Below are 19821 nucleotides of genomic sequence, written 5' to 3'. Positions count from 1 at the left end.
GGCTACTTGTAGTATAATTTCATTAAAAGGGTAATAAATCTGGCTCTACATAATGTGTCTTGGCCTTTTCAGAATTAAATATATCAAAACCGTAATGAGAGTCCAGCAAATCTTTAAAATTATACTTCAATCTGGGGAACTCAGTAATGAAATCCTGGAAACTATTTGATTTAGATTTTAGTAAGAAGTGATTCACAGTTCTAACTGCAGCAATGGTAAGAGTCTTATTAAATTTATCCGTTTCGCCTAATTGAGTCACATAGGCTAAAATTTGGTTAGAAATTTCTTTGCAAGCAGTATCAACTCCGTATTTAGAAACATGTATCCACGCTAATCTCAAGTGAGCTTCATGATTAAACAATGAGGGGGCAAGAATACCATCTCTAAATTGTTTTTCGAATTCTGAATCGTTGAGGTCTAAATTATGGTTCATTGTCTTGAATATTAAATAGTAGAAATATAATAATCATTTTATTATTATGGGTGGATATGATTAACTTTTCTGATTTCTAACCGTAAAATTGGGCAGCGAAACTTTATATTTCACTACTATTAAGCGTATGATAATAATCAATAACGTGGTAGTTATATATATGATATTGACAGGTACGTTTAGAGAATATAAGATCATAAAACAAATTCCACCGGCTATAGAAACTGTAGCATATACCTCTTTTCTGAAAATCACCGGAATTTCATTACATAAAATATCTCTGATAACTCCTCCAAAACATCCGGTCATGGTTCCTAAAGCAACAGATATAATAGGATCAAGGTTTGTTTGTATTCCTGTTTCTACTCCTATAATTGTAAAAATCCCTAGTCCTATTGTATCAAATAAGAAGAGGGATTTTTTAAGATAATCTAATTTATTCCTAAGGATGATAGATACACCAGTAACGCCTCCAATAAGATACAAGTTTACAGTGTTTTGCATCCATGATACCGGTGTTGCCCCTATAAGTACATCTCTCAGTGTTCCTCCACCAATAGCAGTTACAAAAGCGATAATAAAGATTCCGAAAAGATCTAATCTTCTATTCATAGCGCTCAATGCTCCCGAAATAGCAAAGGCAATTGTTCCCAAAATATCTAAAGTATCGAAAAGTGTCATTTTTCTCTATTTTGGAATAAATGTAGGATATCTAATCCGAATTTTTATTTTCCGATCGATATTTAGTGTTTTTCCCTTCTATTTCCATTTGTATAATTCCTGTTTGCATTTTTAGTGTATCTGGGATGATTCCGTATTTCAATCCGATTCCTTTTACTAGAAAATAACGAATATAATCTCTTGCTAATTTTATATCATCAAAAAGATAGGTTCCTCCGATAGTTTTGGTTTCTGTATTTATATAATAGTATTTTTTGATAAGCCCTTCTACATTCGCCATCGTATCCATATAGTTGCTAGAAATTTTCTGCAACCTTTGCTGTGATAAATATGATTTAAATTGAACATTGACTATTGCTTTTTCCTCCACAAGGTTTTTAATTATGGGATTAAGTATTCCGTTTTAGGTTTTATTTAATTGAGGACCGACCTAGTTCTCCCAGATATGAATAATGAAATAAGAACAACAAACGTTGCATTAACTTTTACAATCACCTGGCTTATCTCGAAAGCATTTATACTATCCTTTGATAGGTATAAAGAGATGATAAGTATGGCTGCTAATACGATAATCATAAGTATTTCGATTAACTCATTTGAGAAAAGTAAATCAGACTTAGTTTGTAAAACATCTTTGGAAAAAAGTATCATGTTCAGGATAATATAAAATAGGGTAGCATTGTATATTTCTAAGTATAACAATTCGATTGTATTTAATGTTCCCGAAGAAATGATTAATAACAATAGTAAACTATAGATAATAGCGCTAAACAATGACCTTTTGTTAAGGAATTGAGTCCAATACTTTTTATATTTTTTTAATGGTGTATTCATAACTTATTTTTTAATAGAAATTGTTCTGGGTTTTTGGACAAAACAAAAACCCAGAACAATTTTATCACGACTTAACTATTTTTTTTATTGATATCTCTGAAAAGTATCATATCCACAATTTTGTCAGATCCTCCGGAATAAAACCCAGATTCTTTGGGATGTACTTTTGGATTGTTAAAAGTGCCAAATAACATATCGATAAAGGATAAGTCAGAATAGTTATAGGCGTGCACTCCTTTTTTATGATGGTAGGTGTGTCCTTCTGGTCGCTGAACTAGGTATCCAATCCAATACGGAGTGCTGATATTACAATGCTGTACAATGGCAAAGAAATTAGTAATCAGAATTATAATTACTACGGCTTTAGGGTCAAATCCAGCGATAATAGTAAAGCAAAAACTCCCTAGAAATGTAAATCCGATCATATCCATCGGACTGAAGTAGAATGCACTATAAGAATCCATGCGTTCTATACTATGATGCATCTGGTGAAAGACTTTCCATAAGAAGTCACTTGCATGCATTGCTCTGTGCCATACGTATAATGCGAATTCATATATAACAAATCCAAAAACTGCTCCCCCAAAGACACCTAATCCTGTAAGATCAAAAATTTGGTATTCTATTAAATAATTATCCCAAATCAGAGGAAGATAAGAAGAGAGTAAGAAGAATGTAGCAAAAGAGACCAATCCTTTTAGTTTCCAGTATTTTACTTTTGGTAATTCACGAGCTGGAGCTACTGCTTCCCAAATCATTAATGCTACATAGATTCCTATAATAACCAGCGAGATAGGATCTAGTATGATTGCTGATATAGATGGTAAATTCATAAACAACTCTTCCATTATTCTATGTTTTTGTGATATAACTTATTCTTCAATTCAATTTGTTTTCTCACCCAACACCTTTTTGATGTATATGGTTCTTTGTTTCTTTTATTCCTCAACATTTTCAAGTTTTTAAGAATTAATAATTCGTTTTGTTTTCCGGGATCAAAAGTATGTAAGAGGATAAGTCACTGCTAATAAATGGAGTATACGGTAAGTAGGCAGTCTTTTTATTAAAAGTAGACAGATGCACTAATTATGTTAATAAGAAGTGTACAGTAGGTAGACATCGAAATATAAAATGCTTATTTTTAGTAATTTATATGTGTGTATTTTATAGGTGTGTTTTCCTGAAATACTTGAAAATTGCGTAGCACATACTGGATTATTCGTTTTCTAATGCCAATAAATATGTAAAGATTTCTTGATTTTGATGTAATTCAAGCTTTTTACGTAGTCTATAACGTGCAGTCTTAGCACTCTCAGGAGAAATACCGAGGATACTTGCGGTTTCTTTAATATTAAGATTTAATCTCGTTAACGAACAAATTTTTAGATCGTTTGCACTTAATTCTGGATGTTTAGCTTTTAGTTTCTTATAAAAATCAACGTGTACTTCTTCAAAAAAACGTTTAAAATCCTCCCAATCTCTATCAATACTTAAGTTTTGTTGAATGGTTTTGTTTAGTTGATCTATTAATTTATCCTTTTCTTTTGGGGTTGACTTTTTTGCCAGTTGCGCTGTACTTCGCAGATTTTGCAATAGTTCATTTTTTTGAACAAAATTGATTGCATAGGAGGCAAGTTCTTTGTTTTTAAACTCAAGTTGCTGTTTTAACTCCTGTTGTTTTAGTTTTGAATTTTCCAGTGCTTGTTGATTTAGCGCTTCTTTGGATTGTAAAAGTTCGTTACTTTTTTCTAATAACTCTCTATTTTTTCTAGAACGTTGTTTTATGTTGGTTAGAATTAGAAGACTACTTGTTAATAATATGAGAATACCAAAGGCAAGACTCCATTTAATTAAAACATCTGTTTTTTCTTTTTCTTGAAGGAATTCGAGCTCTTTCTCTTGTTGTTCCAGTTGATTTTTAAACTCGAGATAGGCAATCTGCTTAGATTTTTCAGTATTAAAGATCGAATCTTTTAGGTTTGAGTATAAATCATAAAAAACCAATGCTTCTTTAGGTTTTTCTTGTTGTGTTCTAAGTTCTTTTAGCTCTTTATAGGCAAGCAATTCATGTTTCTTTAGATTATTGTTTTTAGCTCTTTTAAGACCTAAATTAAGGTGAATCTCCGCAGCTTCAAAGTTGTTTTCGAGTCTTAGTAGTTTACCGTATTGGATTAAGTTACTTATCATACCATCTTCATCACCTATCTTTTTACCCACAGAAATAGATCTTTCTATGTGATATTTTGCTTGAGCAAGCTCCTTTTCTTCTAAGTAAAGAATTCCTAAACGGTTATGAGCTTCTGCAATTCCATATTGAAAATTATTCTTAGTGTGAAGTTTTAAAGCATCTGATATATATATTCGAGCATCATTAAGGTTCCCTTTTTCGATATGGATAGTTCCTATTTTTGTAAATGTAGTAGCAATGCGGCTTGAGAGATTTAACGCGGTAAAATTATCAATAGCAATGTTATAGTTTTTCAAGGCCTTATCATATTCTTTAAGATCTGCATACACCATTCCGATATTAAGCATAGTGTTCGCAATACCTTCTTGATCATCGTTGCTTTTAAATTTTTTCTGAGATTGAGTAAGATATAATAATGCTTCGTTCTGATTGCCTTGTGCCCAATATGCTACTCCAATAATCCGATTTGCCACGGCAACACCAGCATCATATTTTAATTTTTTAGAGAGCATTAATGCTTTTTCTCCGTATTTTAAAGATTCGTTAGGGTCGATTATCCAATATTCGAAACCAGTCTCATTTAATAAATCAACCTTTTTAGTATCCTGAGCAGTGTGCGAATTTAATTTTAATCTAAGGCTATCTACTTTTTTGTTTTGAGAATATATACCCGAATTAATAATTAAAATAATAAGAAAGAGAAGGTTTCGCACGGTATTAGTTGATTTGTTTACAAATATATATGTGTAGAGAGTTATTGTTTTTCATTTTAGTATTTATTTAAGATGTCTACAAGCTTATAATAATTCTTAATAACTTTACTGTAAGGTTTCTCTTCAAATTGCTACTTTTACATCAGATAAACCGAAAAAGATTATGTCAGATACAATAGAAAGAATAAAATGCCTAATTATAGGTTCAGGACCAGCAGGATATACTGCAGCAATTTACGCAGCACGTGCAGATCTTAAGCCCATTATGTATACTGGTATGGAGCCAGGAGGACAGTTAACTACCACTACAGAGGTGGATAATTTCCCAGGATATCCTGAAGGTATTGATGGGCCAACAATGATGGTGCAATTACAACAGCAAGCGGAACGATTTGGTACGGAAGTACGTATCGGAATGGTTACTTCTGTGAAATTTAGTGAGGAAGTAGGAGGAATCCATAAAGTTACTGTTGATAATACGAAAGAGATTGAAGCTGAAGCTGTTATTATCTCTACGGGTGCAACTGCTAAATATTTAGGATTGCCTAGTGAACAGAAATTACGTGGAGGTGGAGTTTCTGCTTGTGCAGTTTGTGATGGATTCTTTTATAAAGGTCAGGACGTTGCTATCGTTGGTGCTGGAGATACTGCAGCAGAAGAAGCTACATATCTTTCTAATATTTGTTCTAGCGTTACTATGTTGGTGCGTAAAGATTATATGAGAGCGTCTAAAGCGATGCAGCATCGTGTGAATAACACACCTAATCTTAAAGTATTATATAATACAGAAGTTGATGAGGTTGTTGGAGATCAAGTAGTGGAAGGTTTACGAATGGTGAATAACCAAACGGGAGAGAAATCTGAGATAGCTATTACTGGATTGTTTATTGCGATTGGTCATAAACCTAATACAGATATTTTTAAAGGTCAGATCGATATGGATGATACCGGATATATTATTACAGAAGGTAAATCTACTAAAACCAATATTCCAGGTGTATTCGCCTCAGGTGATGTTCAGGATAAAGAATATAGACAAGCGGTTACCGCAGCTGGTACAGGTTGTATGGCGGCATTAGATGCAGAAAGATATCTAGCCACTGTAGAAACTGGTGAGGAGGTTTCTGCTTAGTAAGATAAGATTAAAATCGAAATTACTTGTAGACCTGACAAATTTTAAAAATTTGTCAGGTCTACTATTTTTTAGAATTTCTATTTTAATTTGAGCCTACTCGGACTGTAGTCAATTTTTTTCTTGTACAAAGTAGCTTCGTTAGCAAACATTGTCATATTAATTGTAGGTTCTCCTAGTAAATAGATTTCTGTTTCATCTTTAGCTTCAATAGTAATTTCTTCATTTGCTAATACATAGCAATCACTGGAACCTTCAGCAATAATAGATGTTTTACCTGATGTTAATTTTTCACCATAAAAATCGGTATTTCCATCAGCTCTCACTAACATTGATTTAACATCTCCTTCTAATTTTGCATACCCTTTTTGATATAAATCTATCTTTAGACTATCCGCAGTGATAATTCCTTTTAATTCGGAATTTTCGTTTACCTGATAAAATGCTTCTTTGGAGTCAGCGTGTAAGTCAAGAGTTGCTTTTCCGTTAGAAATACTTGTTACGCTACCTGTATCTATTGATAAAAACACATCTGAATTATCATTAGCTTCGATACTTAATTCTGATGATTTTATTGGAGCCAATGATTTAAGGTTAATCTTGTCATATGTGACTATTTTTTTTAATTCTGAAGCATAGGAGATTCGTATGTTTAACGCTTTAGCGCGGCGAAAGAATTTAGTTGCTCTTATTTTTAATATACTATCCTGTATGGCTACTTCAATAAACTCCTGAAGATTGCTATCTGCTTCAATCTTTATGATATGATCACTATCTTCATCTATAGAGACCTCGAAGTTATCATATAATTCAATTGTATGAAAAGCGTCTACAATTTTTTCTTCAGTCATAACAATTTTATTGCCTTTTATCTTTTCTTTTTGCGCGTGTAGGTTTCCTAAACCAATTAAGCATAACAAAGAAAGTGCCCATGTTCTCATAGTGTGAAAGTTTTTATTTTAAACTGTGTTTTTTTTATTTCAGTATAATAAGAGACAAAAATTGTAATTTTTATTTCAAATATTATAGATTAAATATAATGCTGTTTTACACGATATCTCAAAACACATACCAAAAAAATAGCCTCTTTTGGATTAGAGGCTATTTTTTTCTACAAAACGCAAAACTAGGTTTAATGCGAAATAGTATTCTTTATGTTACTATATTTTTTTCGCTTCTTCTACAATTTGTCCATTTTCTCGAACGATCATTTTATGTACAACCTCATTGGTATCTTTTATAAATTCAAAAGTTAATGGATTTTGCTTATTAAAAAACAGGTTTTCTTTTTGGGGATATACAATGGCCTCCATTTTACCAGCTTTTATTTCTAAGATATTGTCTTTTTTAGTTACTATTACAGTCCCTGTTTGTGGAGCTTGGTAGGTTCCAACGTATTGATTTAAGATTTCATCTGATAAAGAGATTTCTTTTTTGTCTGTATTCTGAGGAGCAGGTTGGTGATCATAACTTAATACTCTGGTCATTTTCCATTGCTCATTTTTATGCTGCCAAACGTGTGTGAATTTTGCTATCTCAGCAAGTCGTTCTGCTTTACCATTTTCTGAAACATAAAAGACGTGTTCGCCAGTAATGATGGCTCCGTAATTATTAAGAGGAAATACATCAACACTTCCTTCTACAACTTCTCTTCGTACTCTGGGGTTTTCTGGTTTGCATAATCCATTTTCGACGCTGGACATCATTTTAGTAAGTCCAGATGTTAATCCTCCTTTATCGTGATAGAATTCAAAATCCTCTATAAAAAATGTTCTAAATTTTTTAATATCACAGCTGTTATAGGATTCCCAGAATTCAGTATCTAACCTGAGAATAGTGGTCTTAAGATTTTTTAGGGATTCTGATTGCTGAGCTTGAGTACTATATCCCAAAGATAATGTTAGGCATATAGACACGGTTAAAGCATGAAGTTTTGATGTCATTTTTTCGTTTTTTGATTTGCCTGAATCTGGCAGGTTGATGAATGTTGATATGATTGATGATCCGTCTATAGAATAGGGTGGAGGTAAGAAATTAATAATTATTAAAACATAAGAACCACCCGAAAAGCATAATATCTAAATAACTTGTCTGTCAACAAACAATGGGTGCTTTTCAGGTGGCTCTATTTTTTTGGTTGGTAGTGGTTGGTTGAATTTATTGGTTAGGAGTATTGTTGATTAGTTCCTTTTAACATTCCCTCCAGAATTTTCTACTTCATCAACTTTTTCTGGTTCACCATAATAGTTAATATTTGCACCGCTAGTAGCTTTTCCAGTAAATTGATCTTTGGCATGAATTCTGATCATGGCGCCACTAGTAGCCTTGGCATTAGATACCAGACTTAATAAGTCATCAGCTCTTATATCTGCTCCGCTTGTTGCACTTGCATTATGGTTATTTACTTTTCCTGATAAATTCATCATTGCACCACTTGTTACTGATGTGGTAAGTGTTTCTGCTTTTACTTTAAGCTCTATATCCGCACCACTTGTAGCACTGATGGCAAGATCTTTCTGAACAACTGCTCCCTGAGATGTAACTCTAGCTCCACTGGTTGCAGATATTTTCCCTAATTTATCATAGGATACATAAACTGTCTTTTCATCAGCTCGATAGATATTCTTGTCAGAAGTAATATACAGCGTTTCTCCTTCTACATATACTTCTATATGTTGATGTAGGTTTTCATTAGCTTCAATAATTACTTTTTTATCTTTTTTATTAGTTAATACTACATCTAAACCTCGACTGGATTTTATAGTGTCAAAGTTTTCGTTGATAGTCTTTTCTTTTCGAATAACTTCTCCTTCGCCTCTGATTCCATCAAAAGCTATGTTGCAAGAACAACATAAAGCGGTAAGGATTAATGTTGCTATAATTTTGGTTAGTGTTGTCATAATAGTGTGATTTAATTTGTTAAACTGTTCGTTTTTTGATCCGCTTAAGACGGATAGATTGATTAATTATCGGTTTTGATTTTTATTCCGTTCTCGTCTATTTTTATATCTACTTCCTCACTTTTGATTTGTACTCCATCTTCATCGATTTTAAGATTAGCGTCCTCATCATCTGAGTTGATTTTGATTTGGACTCCATCTTCATCAATTTTAAGATTGGTTTTATCATCAGTGTTGTTATTATCTTCCCATTCATTGTATTGCCATTCATCTTTAGGGCAATCCTGACAAGAAAATTTACCATCAATTAATTTTAGATATTTTTCTTCTTTCCCATCTATAGTTAGGAAATCATTATACTTCCAAGAGTTATTGTATCCAGATGTATTATCATCTGCTAATATGGTCATTCCTTCTGGTATGGAAATTATGATTTCAATTTCCTGATCATTGTATTTGTTTGCGTAATCAGTGATTGCATATCCATTTAATAATAAGGAATTACCTTTTACATCGTACTCATACTTAATAGCAGCTGCTCTTTCTTTAGCTTCGTCATAGCTGCTTCCTTCAGCATTTTTTCTAACCATAATTTTAGGAATAGAATCTTCTCTGTTTTCTTTAATGAATACTTCAATATCTTGAATTACGATTACTTTGTTATCGTTCTGATCTCTTTTTATTTTAAAATCATTTCTATGGTATAGATTTCTTACATATCTACTATTTCCAACCATTTTTATGTTTAATGTGTCACTAGATTGAAGATATAGGTTTCTAGAATCTTCTATTACTTCTGCATCATATGCTTCTTGAGTAGCTTGACGGATTCCTACAATTGCTAGTCCTATTACTGATATAATCCATACGGCTAACAATCCTAGTTTAGCTGTAGTACCTATTGATTTTAGGTTATTGATAACAATTTTTAAACCTAAAATGAATAAAAAGAAAAATGGAATACCTACAGCAAATAATGTAAGTAAGGATACTAGCCATAATGGTACATTAGGATGATTAACAACGTCTATATATTCAGTAAATGGTGTTTCTATGAATCCAAAAGTTCCAACAGTAAATAAGCTAATAAATAAACTTATTAAAGTGATTCCTGATACAATAATAAGTAAGACACCTATAAATTTCACAAATATCTTCAATACCACTAATAACACATCTCCAAGTGCATCGAAAAAACTAGTAGAACCACTTTTTACTTTATCACTGTATTTCTGATAATCTACATCTTTTACTTTATCTGCGACATCATTAAATCCTTCCTTGATTTTTTTTTCGATGTTACTAATATTTACAGCTTCTCCTTTCATTGCTAAATAGTCTGCTGTACTTTTTGCTTCTGGTACAAAAATCCAGAATGCGATATAGATAAGGATAAAGGCACCACTAGAAAATACGGTAAAAAGAATCCACGCTATTCTTAACCAAATAGGATCTATACCTAGATAATGACTTAATCCAGAACTTACACCTCCTACATATGAGTTAGAAGTATCTCTAAATAATTGTTTAGATTTTGGAGTTCTTTGGTAAGAAGATTTTGGTTCGTCTTCAAAAATCTCTTCGTCTAATCTATAATCTTCGGGTTGCCCCATAACTTCGATTACTTCATCTACTTCCTTAGTACCGATTACTTGTCTTTCGTCTTTTATTTTTTCACTAAAAAGCTCTGCTATTCGCGCTTCGATATCAGCGATAATTTCATCTCTACCCTGAGAGTCGGTAAATGAACGTTTTATCGCCTGAATATAGCGCTGCAGCTTTAAATAAGCGTCTTCATCTATGTGAAAAAATATGCCTGCTAAATTTATATTGACTGTTTTGTTCATTTTTGTTTCTTTTTTTGTTTAGTAACTATAGTTACTGCATTTTGTAATTCGTCCCAAGTGGTATTTAATTCTTTTAGAAAAAGTTTTCCTGTTTCCGTAAGTCCGTAATATTTTCGTGGTGGTCCTGATGTAGATTCTTCCCAGCGATAACTAAGTAATCCGGCATTTTTAAGTCTTGTTAATAAAGGATATATTGTGCCTTCTACAACTAACATCTTTGCGTCTTTAAGGGTCCCTAAAATTTCTGCTACATAAGCGTCGTCATCCCTAAGAATTGAAAGTATGCAATATTCCAGAACACCTTTGCGCATTTGCGCTTTTGTGTTTTCGATCTTCATAAAACTGGTTTTTAAAAAGTTAAACTGTTCATTTTTTGATTGATTAATTGATTGATGATGTTATTTAAATATATATTGATTAGAGAATACAACTCCAGCAATAAAAACTGAGGATAAAAGATAATTGATTAGATTAAATTTTAAATTGTATCTCTGCTCTTTTGATGTTTTAATTAATAATACTAATAATGTAAAGCCTACTAATAATGGTAACATCCAATATCCAAGTCCAAGCCAAGCGCTAATCCGAGCTTCATCATTAGGATTAAAAATTGATATAATCATAGCTAATACTCTAGAGTAAAATGCAAAGAATAAAAAGGGATACCAATACTTGTTATTCGTTTTTTTAATAAAATAAAATATTACAAAAGCCTGAAGCATTGTAAATAAAGGTCCAGCTGCACTAACTAATTGTTGGTGCCAAGCTGATTGGTATTCTCCTTCTAATAAGAATGCAGAATTAAGTGTCATTCCCATTTCGTATCCTAAGAGTTTCCCAGTGATGAAGTGAGCTAACTCGTGAAAAAAGAAGGAGGATACCACAGCTATGGCAGTAATTAGAACGTATTTTATGTTGATTGATGAGTTCATTCTAAATTACTTTATAAATCTTATTGTTAATGGATATCTATATAGTTCTCCTTTATTTCCCTTTAATGCTGCAGTGATGATAAAAATGATTTCTAAAAAGAACCCTATTAATGCTAACACACCTACAAAAGAGGCACCTATTAATGTTCTGAACCCTCCATCGGTAGAAAAGTTAATGTCTAACCCATTGTGATTAAAAACATCTAATAAAGAAGCATCTCCAAAGATGTTGAACATAAAAAACGGTACAGATATCATTCCTAAAATTATCGTATAAAATAGCACGCTCAACTGAAAGTTGATAGCTTCTTTGCCATGGTTATCTATAAAACCCGATTTATCCTTATTGGTAGTCCATAATAATATAGGAACTATAAAATTTCCAAATGGAATGAAGTATTTGGTGAACACTCCTAAGTGCATAAATGTTGCGATATTTTTGTGGTTGTTATTGGACATTTTTAAAAGTATATAATAGTTTCTTATACAAATATATGGCTAAAAGAAGGTATTATGCAAAGCATAGTACCATAATTTAACATAATTTTATGATTTGATGTTATTTTGTATGTCCATACTTTTTCAATACTTTAGGGCAATTAAATACTGTATTATGAAGATTACTCCTGCTAAGATCAACACCTTTACAATGTTCAAGTTACCTTCTGCGTGGCTCTGTGGGGTTCGTGTAAAACAAGTCAATGAATCTAGCTGTACAGTGAGTGTTAGGCATAGATGGATGAATCAGAATCCTTTTAATTCTATGTTTTGGGCTGTACAAGGCATGGCAGCGGAGATGAGCACGGGAGCAATGGTATCCGGTCAGATCCATGAAAGTGGAAAGAAAATATCTATGTTGGTAGCAAATAACAATGCCACATTTACGAAGAAAGCAACGGGTAGAATTACATTTATATGCAATGATGGACATTTGATTAAAGAAGCCATTCAAAAAACTATTGAAACGGGAGAAGGACAAACGGTCTGGATGAAATCTGTAGGAACTAATAAGGAAGGTGTAGAGGTTTCTACTTTTAATTTTGAGTGGACAATTAAGTTAAAAAGTTAACATGTTGTGGGTTTTGGAATACTAATGAATTTAGTTTATGTAAAAATGAATATGTAACATTTTGTAAAAACATATTACTTATATATTGAAACATTCATTAATCAATAAAAATAAATAATAAAATTATGACAGCACACGAAATAGACTATACCATTTATGGAGAAGAAATGCAATATGTAGAAATAGAGCTAGACCCTCAAGAAGGAGTAATAGCAGAAGCTGGTAGTTTTATGATGATGGAAGATGGTATTAAGATGGATACTATTTTTGGAGATGGTTCGCAGAAAGACCAAGGATTTATGGGTAAGATTTTCGGAGCAGGAAAAAGATTGCTTACAGGAGAAAGTTTATTTATGACTGCTTTTTATAATGAAGTAATAGGTAAAAAGAAAGTAAGCTTTGCGTCGCCATATCCAGGAAAAATCATTCCTATAGATTTAACCGAATATGGTGGTAAATTTGTTTGCCAAAAAGATGCTTTTCTATGTGCCGCAAAGGGCGTTTCTGTTGGGATAGAGTTTTCCAGAAAATTAGGAAGAGGTTTGTTTGGTGGAGAAGGGTTTATTATGCAAAAATTAGAAGGAGATGGTATGGCATTTGTACACGCAGGAGGAACCACAGCAAGAAAAGAATTGCAAATAGGAGAAAAATTAAAAATAGATACAGGATGTATTATAGGTTTTTCTAAAGGTGTTAATTATGATATAGAAATGGTAAAGGGTATTAAGAATACTATTTTTGGAGGAGAAGGCTTGTTTTTTGCAAACTTAACAGGACCAGGAGTAGTGTATATACAATCTTTACCTTTTAGTAGATTGGCTAATCGAGTATTAGCATTGGCCCCAAGAGGAGGAGGTAAAAGCAGAGGAGAAGGTAGTATTTTAGGAGGTTTAGGTGATCTTTTGGATGGTGATAATAGTTTTTAATAAAGTTAAATAAGGGTTAAAAGGCGATTTTTTAGTCTAATTTGACTATATTAGATTCAACAACTTTAAAAACTGTAAGTATAATCGTACAACTACTTGTTTTTTAAACCTAACATTTAAACCCCTATTAATTTATGGCGAGAGCAATGTTTGACTACACTAAGACTGTACTAAAAAAAGTTAGTTTTGATGTAAATCTATTTACAAAGGAAGTAATTAAGGCACTAAACAGATTACTACCTCACGAGATTGAAGAATTAAAACTTTGGATTCAATCTTTAGCACTAAACAAACCAGAGTTAGAACCTTGTTTAATTTATTTAAAATCATAAATATAAAAGCGACTTTTTAGTCGCTTTTTATTTTAGATATAGGGCTTATAATTTGTACATTCTGAAAAGTAATTGCACCTTTTACTACTCCTGCAATTGTAGTATGTAACGCTTCAATTATTTGCATTTTTAATTCACTCTTATGATAAATAAGACTTACTTCTCTAGCCGGCGATGGTTCATTGAAGTGATGTAAGTTCCTTTTCTCTTTATCATTAATATCTAGTGTGTGTAGATATGGTAACAGTGTCATACCAAGTCCTTCGTTAGATAGCTTAACCAATGTTTCGAAACTTCCACTTTCCAACTGAAAGTGATCATCATCATAGCTTTTTTGGGTTTTACAAAGGTTAACAATCCCATCTCTAAAGCAGTGCCCATCTTCTAGTAATAGCATGTCATCTATATCCAGATCAGAAACATCAATTTTATTCTTTTGATTTAATCTGTGGCTAGGAGGAATATATCCCACAAAAGGTTCATAATATAATACCCGTTCTTTTATGTTTTCATTTAGCAATGGGGTAGCGGCAATAGCAGCATCTAGATGTCCATCTTGTAAACGTTCCATAATAGCTTCTGTGGTCAACTCTTCAATTTTAAGTTTTACTTTTGGGTATTTCTTTATGAAGTTATGTAAGAACATGGGTAATAATGTTGGCATCACCGTAGGTATCACTCCTAATTTAAATTCACCTCCTATAAACCCTTTTTGCTGATCTACAATATCCTGAATACGTTCACTCTCGTTCACAATATTTCTGGCCTGTTGTACTAATTTCCTTCCTACTTCAGTCAGTTCAATTGGTTTTTTACTTCGATCAAAAATAAGGATGTCTAACTCTTCCTCCAGTTTTTGAATTTGCATACTTAGTGTAGGTTGAGTAACAAAAGTTTTTTCGGCTGCTTTTGTAAAATTTTGATGTTCAGCTACTGCGAGAACATATCTTAATTGTGTTATAGTCATTGTGGCTTTTTTGCATCACAAAAATAAAAAAGCTATTGATAATATTGATTAAATAAATGGTAAAAATTTGTTTTATCTATAGAAGTTTTTTTAGAAAATGTTTACCTCTTATTCTTTAACAACACTAAACAACAAAACTTATAATAATTAAAAATTAAAAAAATGAGAATAGTAAGGAAATCTTTAGTAGTAATGGGATTAAGTATGAGTGCATTATTAACATCTTGCTCTGAAGAAGATATTGTAGAAGAACTTACGGGAGGGTGTGTGCCTTTATCAGCAATAGAAAATTACAGCAATACATTAGAACGTTTTTCTAATGATCCAACGGTAGAAAACTGTGAAGCTTTTAGAGCAGCTTCGATTACATATTTAAACGAATTAGATAGCTGTCCTTTTATCGAGGATGCTGATTTGGAGGAAGCATTACGCGATGCTAGTGAAAGTAGTTGTGAAGATAATGGTTAATATTGTGGGATGAAGAAAGGGTTTTGCCTTATTTTACAGGCAAAACCCTCTTTTTGATTGATGACTATGTATTGGTTGATTAAAATCTAATTTCCAGTTCCAAATTTTCAGTATTTACTTCAAATTTTGCATCTGACCACATCGGGGGCCCGTAGCTCATGTTATTATTGGATACTCCATAACTTTCCTTCGGCATTCCATTTTCTTCAAAATCCATTCTTTGGTTATTATTGGCATCATGCACACAAGAAATTCCATATTCTCCAGCAGGGATATCTGTAAATGTAATTTTGGCAATACCATCTATAATTTCACCTTTTGCTGATTTAACAGGAGCAGCTTTCATAAAAGTAGCTTCGTCATATAATCCAAAAAGTACAGCACCGTCAGAGTTTGATACATTAGGTACTGTTACGGTGATAGTAATTCCTGTAGAATCTTGTGCCTTGGTTACAAAATTTACAGCTGTCATTGCTAAAAGTAAGATTAGAGTTTTCATAAGAGTTTAGTTTTTTGATTTTTATTATTTCGTTTTGATGATTCAAAAGTCTATAAATCTTATGTCTATTTATAAAGTATCTAACTGAATTGTAGAATTTATAGGATGAAATGTATTCTAGTATGTGAGCAGATGAGTAAGGGAGTATTTTAACGTGAGTGATCTCTATATTAAAATTGTCAATCTAAAATCTAAAACTCGAAATTATAATTACAAAAGCCCTCTTGCTTTTATCTCCAGATATTTATTGATGGTGTTTACCGTTAGATCTTCAGGAGATGTTAAAACAGTTTGAATTCCATGCCTTTGTAATTCTTTTACCATTATTTTTTTGTCGTATGCGAATTGCTGTGCAATCGTTTGATCATAGATTCCTTCTAAATCCTCCGCACTATAATTTATAAGTTGATGTAGCTCGGTATTTTCAAAGAAAATTACAACCAAAAGATGTTTTTTTGCTAGCGCTTGTAAATAGGGAAGTTGTCTTTTTAAAGCAGAAATATGTTCAAAGTTCGTATATAACAATAAAAGACTGCGATGATTTATCTGTCTTCTTGCGTGTGCATATAATAATCCAAAATCAGCATCCAGAAACTGTGTTTTGACATTGTATAAAGTTTCTGATACATTATTGATATATGTTTTCTTTCTACTTGCAGGTAAAAAATTACTAACTGTTTTAGAAAAAGTAAGCATTCCTACTTTGTCATTTTTTTTAAGCGCTATATTAGAAAATGCTAAGGTGCTATTTATCGCATAATCTAATAAACTCAATTCTTTGAAAGGCATTTTCATTACTCGACTTTCATCAATAATGGAGTAAATCGGTTGTGATTTTTCATCCTGAAATTGATTAATCATTAAGTTCCCATGCTTAGCAGTAGCTTTCCAGTTAATGGTTCGCACATCATCGCCAATGACGTATTCTTTGATTTGCTCAAACTCCATAGTATGACCAATACGTCTGATTTTTTTAAGTCCGAACTGAGTTAGTTTATTATCGATAGCCAGAAAATCGTATTTCTTCATTTGAATAAAAGAAGGATATACTTTTACCATAGCCGATTTATCAAAACTATAACGTCTTTTGACTAAGTTGATTTTAGTCATAGCATACACGTGCAAATGACCAAAAACATACTCACCTCTTTTAACAGGTCTCAACGAATATTCGAAATCTAAGGTTGATTTTGGGGTAATTATACCTGTTTTTAAGAAATCACGTTTTTGAAACTGAACAGGAATTTCATCAATTATTTCTGTGTAGGTAGTAAATGAATAGTTGTTTTTTACCCTAACCGGAATCGCATTAAAGTCACTGTTCGAAAACTTCTCTGGTAGTAACCTGTTCGCTTCAATTCCATTTCTGGTGTTGAATAAAATAACAGCATCAAACAAAAAAGTAATCATCAATCCCCATACTAATAACCAAGCTAATGGGTATACTGCATGAAACCAATACGAAACTAAAAATAGTACCGATAGGATAGCGAGTATATAAAATACTCTAGAGCTTAGGTATAAGGATTTATAGAATTTAATCACAATTAACGTGGGATTTCTACTGATTGTAAAATCATCTCAATGACATTTTCTGTAGTCATTCCTTCCATTTCGCGTTCCGGAGATAATATAATACGATGACGTAATACAGGATATAGCGACTTTTTAATATCTTCTGGAGTAACAAAATCTCTACCGTTAATTGCGGCAAATGCTTTTGAAGCATTCATAACCGCAATAGAAGCGCGTGGAGAACCTCCAAGATAAAGATGTGGATGTGTTCTCGTTTTGGTAACGATTTCTGCGATATATCCTAGAATCTTTTCTTCTATAATAACTTCCTGAGTTTTTTTCTTGTACTCCATTAGTTTTTCTGGTGTCATCACAGGATTCACCATTTCTAATGGTTTTTGGGTTTTTCTTTCATGATGCGTTTTCAGAATGTCTACTTCTTCCTCTAATGATGGGTAGTCCACTTTGATTTTAAATAAGAAACGGTCTAGTTGTGCTTCTGGTAAAGCATAGGTTCCTTCTTGTTCAATTGGATTTTGTGTAGCTAAGACCATAAAAGGAGGTTCCATAACATATCGTATTCCATCAATAGTTACCTGACGTTCTTCCATAACCTCAAATAGAGCTGCCTGTGTCTTTGCAGGAGCACGGTTGATTTCATCAATTAGTACCATATTAGAAAATATTGGCCCTTTCTTAAATTCGAAATCACTAGTTTTCATATTCAGTATAGAAGTTCCTAGAACATCACTAGGCATTAGATCAGGAGTAAATTGAATCCTATTAAATCCTGTTTCAAGTGTTTTGGCAAATAGTTTTGCAGTAATTGTTTTGGCAATTCCAGGAACCCCCTCAATAAGCACGTGACCATTAGATAAGAGTGAAACGATTAGTAGTTCAATAAAATCCTGTTGACCAACAATTACTTTTGCTAATTCAGTTTTTAATTTTTCTACCGCTTGTTGTAACTCACTAAGATCAATACGATTTTCAAAATTTATATTTTCTGAAGTAGCTTCAGTAGTCGTCGTAACCTCCTGCGGAGTGTCAATAGGAGCGGTATTTCCCTCGGTTTCCTGAGGAGTATTTTCTAAACCATCATTTTGTAACTCTTCGTTTTCCATATGATTATATTTATTCTCAGTAAGAGATCGTTCTATATCTTTATTGTTATGATTTATTTTTAAATTCGGTTATCATATCATATAACCGAATTAATTCTTCTTTCGAGATAACTCTTTTTCGATTGAGTTCTTCAAAATACTTAAACAAACTTTTAGTGTCTTCTATGTCATTATTACTTCTGGCAGAAATATCTAACAATGTTTTTTCATCCAGTGTGTTTGTCTGTATTCTAAGATCGTGATGAACATAGTCTAAAAAGAGAAGGTTTTGTTTTTCTGCAATTTCTTTATGTTTTTCCGTTTCATAGTACATTGCACTAATCGTTCTGGTAAAGGCTAGTGTCTGGTTTTTAAGAGGTTCTATAATTGGGATGCTTCTTTGTTTTCGCTTTCCTTCAAAAATAACGAAAAGTAATACTCCAATTATTAAGATATAATATGCCCATTTCAGATACCTGTTTTGAAATAAGAAAAATAATGGAGATGTATAGAATGTTTTTCCTGATTTATAATGATTATCCCAGAGAATTTTTTTAGTTGAATCTAGATATGATAACATATTCTGAGTGTATTCATAATTTTTGTCTGTTAACATAAAGTAATTACCAAAAGCTTCAGGAAAAGAATGAAGTAGTATTTCTCCATCACCAAAAGATTGTTTGATATAATTTAGTTTTGGGTCTTTAATCAGTAAAGTGTCATTGTATAGTTGCGTAACTCCAAGAACTGTAGTATTAACAGTATCTATTTCACTAAAATAAGGATTATATACATCACGGTCATAATGATACGGTTTTTCTTCTTTTAAATTTTTATTAACCAATTCTACCATTGGTTGTGTAGAAATGTCATCGATTGATACCAGATTATCTGTATCGATTAACAGCGTGTCTAGTAGGTTTCTACTAATTGTTTTGGAAGATACAAATAAGGTATTTCCTTTTTCTACCCAGCTCAATATTCTATCCAATTCGCTATCATCAAAACCTATGGATCCATTTACGAAAAAGTAGGTTCCAGATACTGTATCATTATCCAATAAAAACTCATAAGGAGGTTGGTTGATATCTTTTAGTCCGCGATCTTCAAAAGTCTCTTTCATTATAGAATAAGAGACGAATGTTCCTAAAGGAATTTTGTCAGTCTTAGCATAGCTAGGAAACCAATTGATAGGTTCTGGTTCACTTGCTTCCAAAAAAGTAAGTAAGCCTACAACAGCTATGATTATAATGATAAATATTTTAGACTTTTTACTTAACAA

Annotated in this window: 23 protein-coding genes; 5 read left to right on the top strand and 18 right to left on the bottom strand. The window is 32.3% G+C overall.

Annotated elements, in window-relative coordinates; translation table 11 throughout:
• Window positions 1–22: 22 nt before the first annotated feature.
• From D1818_RS07480 to D1818_RS07455, 6 genes are all read right to left on the bottom strand, one after another.
• Window positions 23–433, bottom strand: a complete 411-nt coding sequence (locus D1818_RS07480; protein WP_118457560.1) for a hypothetical protein — start codon at window positions 431–433, stop codon at window positions 23–25.
• A 60-nt stretch (window positions 434–493) separates the two neighbouring features.
• Window positions 494–1114 (bottom strand): trimeric intracellular cation channel family protein, encoded by a 621-nt coding sequence (locus D1818_RS07475; RefSeq protein WP_118457558.1) that lies wholly within the window; start codon window positions 1112–1114, stop codon window positions 494–496.
• A 31-nt stretch (window positions 1115–1145) separates the two neighbouring features.
• Window positions 1146–1484 (bottom strand): YdhR family protein, encoded by a 339-nt coding sequence (locus tag D1818_RS07470; protein WP_158597010.1) that lies wholly within the window; start codon window positions 1482–1484, stop codon window positions 1146–1148.
• 44 nt (window positions 1485–1528) lie between these two features.
• Window positions 1529–1948, bottom strand: a complete 420-nt coding sequence (locus D1818_RS07465) for a hypothetical protein (protein ID WP_118457554.1) — start codon at window positions 1946–1948, stop codon at window positions 1529–1531.
• 71 nt (window positions 1949–2019) lie between these two features.
• Window positions 2020–2796: a sterol desaturase family protein gene (locus D1818_RS07460; protein WP_233558621.1), complete on the bottom strand. Its 777-nt coding sequence runs from the start codon at window positions 2794–2796 to the stop codon at window positions 2020–2022.
• Between the two features lie 367 nt (window positions 2797–3163).
• Window positions 3164–4849: a tetratricopeptide repeat protein gene (locus D1818_RS07455; RefSeq protein WP_118457552.1), complete on the bottom strand. Its 1686-nt coding sequence runs from the start codon at window positions 4847–4849 to the stop codon at window positions 3164–3166.
• Between the two features lie 163 nt (window positions 4850–5012).
• Here D1818_RS07455 and trxB point away from each other — a divergent pair, with 163 nt between their 5' ends.
• Complete coding sequence (trxB, locus tag D1818_RS07450; RefSeq protein WP_118457550.1) at window positions 5013–5981, top strand: thioredoxin-disulfide reductase; 969 nt, start codon at window positions 5013–5015, stop codon at window positions 5979–5981.
• An 80-nt stretch (window positions 5982–6061) separates the two neighbouring features.
• Here trxB and D1818_RS07445 read toward each other — a convergent pair whose 3' ends face one another.
• The 7 genes from D1818_RS07445 to D1818_RS07415 all read right to left on the bottom strand — a co-directional run bounded on the left by D1818_RS07445 (window position 6062) and on the right by D1818_RS07415 (window position 12119).
• A complete protein-coding gene (locus D1818_RS07445) occupies window positions 6062–6922 on the bottom strand; it encodes a GIN domain-containing protein (RefSeq protein WP_118457548.1) in 861 nt (286 codons plus the stop codon).
• A gap of 219 nt (window positions 6923–7141) precedes the next feature.
• Complete coding sequence (locus tag D1818_RS07440; protein WP_118457545.1) at window positions 7142–7924, bottom strand: DUF4440 domain-containing protein; 783 nt, start codon at window positions 7922–7924, stop codon at window positions 7142–7144.
• A gap of 237 nt (window positions 7925–8161) precedes the next feature.
• The gene (locus tag D1818_RS07435) at window positions 8162–8881 is read right to left on the bottom strand and encodes a head GIN domain-containing protein (RefSeq protein WP_118457543.1); all 720 of its coding nucleotides are present in this window, start codon (window positions 8879–8881) and stop codon (window positions 8162–8164) included.
• A 62-nt stretch (window positions 8882–8943) separates the two neighbouring features.
• Window positions 8944–10728, bottom strand: coding sequence for a PspC domain-containing protein (locus tag D1818_RS07430; RefSeq protein ID WP_118457541.1), 1785 nt, complete (start codon window positions 10726–10728; stop codon window positions 8944–8946).
• The gene (locus tag D1818_RS07425) at window positions 10725–11066 is read right to left on the bottom strand and encodes a PadR family transcriptional regulator (protein ID WP_118457539.1); all 342 of its coding nucleotides are present in this window, start codon (window positions 11064–11066) and stop codon (window positions 10725–10727) included. Before D1818_RS07425 ends, D1818_RS07430 begins: the two co-directional genes overlap by 4 nt.
• 60 nt (window positions 11067–11126) lie before the next feature.
• Entirely contained in the window at window positions 11127–11660 is a 534-nt protein-coding gene (locus D1818_RS07420; protein ID WP_118457537.1) for a hypothetical protein, read from the bottom strand.
• A gap of 6 nt (window positions 11661–11666) precedes the next feature.
• Window positions 11667–12119, bottom strand: coding sequence for a DUF4870 domain-containing protein (locus tag D1818_RS07415; protein ID WP_118457535.1), 453 nt, complete (start codon window positions 12117–12119; stop codon window positions 11667–11669).
• Window positions 12120–12273: 154 nt separating this feature from the next.
• Here D1818_RS07415 and D1818_RS07410 point away from each other — a divergent pair, with 154 nt between their 5' ends.
• From D1818_RS07410 to D1818_RS07400, 3 genes are all read left to right on the top strand, one after another.
• On the top strand, window positions 12274–12729 hold the full coding sequence (locus tag D1818_RS07410) for a DUF4442 domain-containing protein (protein ID WP_118457533.1): 456 nt from the start codon (window positions 12274–12276) through the stop codon (window positions 12727–12729).
• A gap of 125 nt (window positions 12730–12854) precedes the next feature.
• Entirely contained in the window at window positions 12855–13655 is an 801-nt protein-coding gene (locus D1818_RS07405) for a TIGR00266 family protein (protein WP_118457531.1), read from the top strand.
• Between the two features lie 134 nt (window positions 13656–13789).
• A complete protein-coding gene (locus tag D1818_RS07400; RefSeq protein WP_027392192.1) occupies window positions 13790–13987 on the top strand; it encodes a hypothetical protein in 198 nt (65 codons plus the stop codon).
• 16 nt (window positions 13988–14003) lie between these two features.
• On the opposite strand, the gene D1818_RS07395 is transcribed toward D1818_RS07400, so the two are convergent.
• Window positions 14004–14954: a LysR family transcriptional regulator gene (locus tag D1818_RS07395; protein ID WP_118457529.1), complete on the bottom strand. Its 951-nt coding sequence runs from the start codon at window positions 14952–14954 to the stop codon at window positions 14004–14006.
• Window positions 14955–15116: 162 nt separating this feature from the next.
• Between D1818_RS07395 and D1818_RS07390 the strand changes: the two genes are divergently transcribed.
• Window positions 15117–15422: a hypothetical protein gene (locus tag D1818_RS07390; RefSeq protein ID WP_118457527.1), complete on the top strand. Its 306-nt coding sequence runs from the start codon at window positions 15117–15119 to the stop codon at window positions 15420–15422.
• A gap of 79 nt (window positions 15423–15501) precedes the next feature.
• Here the strand turns inward: D1818_RS07390 and D1818_RS07385 are convergent, their stop codons facing one another.
• From D1818_RS07385 to D1818_RS07370, 4 genes are all read right to left on the bottom strand, one after another.
• Window positions 15502–15921 carry a DUF2141 domain-containing protein gene (locus D1818_RS07385; protein WP_118457524.1) on the bottom strand — a complete coding sequence of 140 codons (420 nt, stop codon included), beginning with the start codon at window positions 15919–15921 and terminating at the stop codon, window positions 15502–15504.
• Between the two features lie 210 nt (window positions 15922–16131).
• Complete coding sequence (locus D1818_RS07380; protein ID WP_118463577.1) at window positions 16132–17463, bottom strand: DUF58 domain-containing protein; 1332 nt, start codon at window positions 17461–17463, stop codon at window positions 16132–16134.
• Window positions 17464–17468: 5 nt separating this feature from the next.
• A complete protein-coding gene (locus D1818_RS07375; protein WP_118457522.1) occupies window positions 17469–18560 on the bottom strand; it encodes a MoxR family ATPase in 1092 nt (363 codons plus the stop codon).
• Between the two features lie 46 nt (window positions 18561–18606).
• Window positions 18607–19821, bottom strand: a complete 1215-nt coding sequence (locus D1818_RS07370; protein WP_118457520.1) for a DUF4350 domain-containing protein — start codon at window positions 19819–19821, stop codon at window positions 18607–18609.

Origin of the sequence: Aquimarina sp. BL5, assembly GCF_003443675.1 — a bacterium.
In the GTDB taxonomy this organism is placed as follows: Bacteria; Bacteroidota; Bacteroidia; order Flavobacteriales; family Flavobacteriaceae; genus Aquimarina.
The sequence above is the reverse complement of the archived record's forward strand: the minus strand, read 5'-3'. Positions and strand labels throughout refer to the sequence as shown.

Bases quoted from the DNA above. Each gene is read 5' to 3' on its own strand.
- D1818_RS07435 (WP_118457543.1), bottom strand. From the start codon at position 8,881: ATGACAACACTAACCAAAATTATAGCAACATTAATCCTTACCGCTTTA.
- D1818_RS07475 (WP_118457558.1), bottom strand. From the start codon at position 1,114: ATGACACTTTTCGATACTTTAGATATTTTGGGAACAATTGCCTTTGCT.
- D1818_RS07480 (WP_118457560.1), bottom strand. From the start codon at position 433: ATGAACCATAATTTAGACCTCAACGATTCAGAATTCGAAAAACAATTT.
- D1818_RS07410 (WP_118457533.1), top strand. From the start codon at position 12,274: ATGAAGATTACTCCTGCTAAGATCAACACCTTTACAATGTTCAAGTTA.
- D1818_RS07420 (WP_118457537.1), bottom strand. From the start codon at position 11,660: ATGAACTCATCAATCAACATAAAATACGTTCTAATTACTGCCATAGCT.
- D1818_RS07375 (WP_118457522.1), bottom strand. From the start codon at position 18,560: ATGGAAAACGAAGAGTTACAAAATGATGGTTTAGAAAATACTCCTCAG.
- trxB (WP_118457550.1), top strand. From the start codon at position 5,013: ATGTCAGATACAATAGAAAGAATAAAATGCCTAATTATAGGTTCAGGA.
- D1818_RS07390 (WP_118457527.1), top strand. From the start codon at position 15,117: ATGAGAATAGTAAGGAAATCTTTAGTAGTAATGGGATTAAGTATGAGT.
- D1818_RS07430 (WP_118457541.1), bottom strand. From the start codon at position 10,728: ATGAACAAAACAGTCAATATAAATTTAGCAGGCATATTTTTTCACATA.
- D1818_RS07445 (WP_118457548.1), bottom strand. From the start codon at position 6,922: ATGAGAACATGGGCACTTTCTTTGTTATGCTTAATTGGTTTAGGAAAC.
- D1818_RS07400 (WP_027392192.1), top strand. From the start codon at position 13,790: ATGGCGAGAGCAATGTTTGACTACACTAAGACTGTACTAAAAAAAGTT.
- D1818_RS07415 (WP_118457535.1), bottom strand. From the start codon at position 12,119: ATGTCCAATAACAACCACAAAAATATCGCAACATTTATGCACTTAGGA.
- D1818_RS07465 (WP_118457554.1), bottom strand. From the start codon at position 1,948: ATGAATACACCATTAAAAAAATATAAAAAGTATTGGACTCAATTCCTT.
- D1818_RS07385 (WP_118457524.1), bottom strand. From the start codon at position 15,921: ATGAAAACTCTAATCTTACTTTTAGCAATGACAGCTGTAAATTTTGTA.
- D1818_RS07395 (WP_118457529.1), bottom strand. From the start codon at position 14,954: ATGACTATAACACAATTAAGATATGTTCTCGCAGTAGCTGAACATCAA.
- D1818_RS07405 (WP_118457531.1), top strand. From the start codon at position 12,855: ATGACAGCACACGAAATAGACTATACCATTTATGGAGAAGAAATGCAA.
- D1818_RS07425 (WP_118457539.1), bottom strand. From the start codon at position 11,066: ATGAAGATCGAAAACACAAAAGCGCAAATGCGCAAAGGTGTTCTGGAA.
- D1818_RS07460 (WP_233558621.1), bottom strand. From the start codon at position 2,796: ATGGAAGAGTTGTTTATGAATTTACCATCTATATCAGCAATCATACTA.
- D1818_RS07440 (WP_118457545.1), bottom strand. From the start codon at position 7,924: ATGACATCAAAACTTCATGCTTTAACCGTGTCTATATGCCTAACATTA.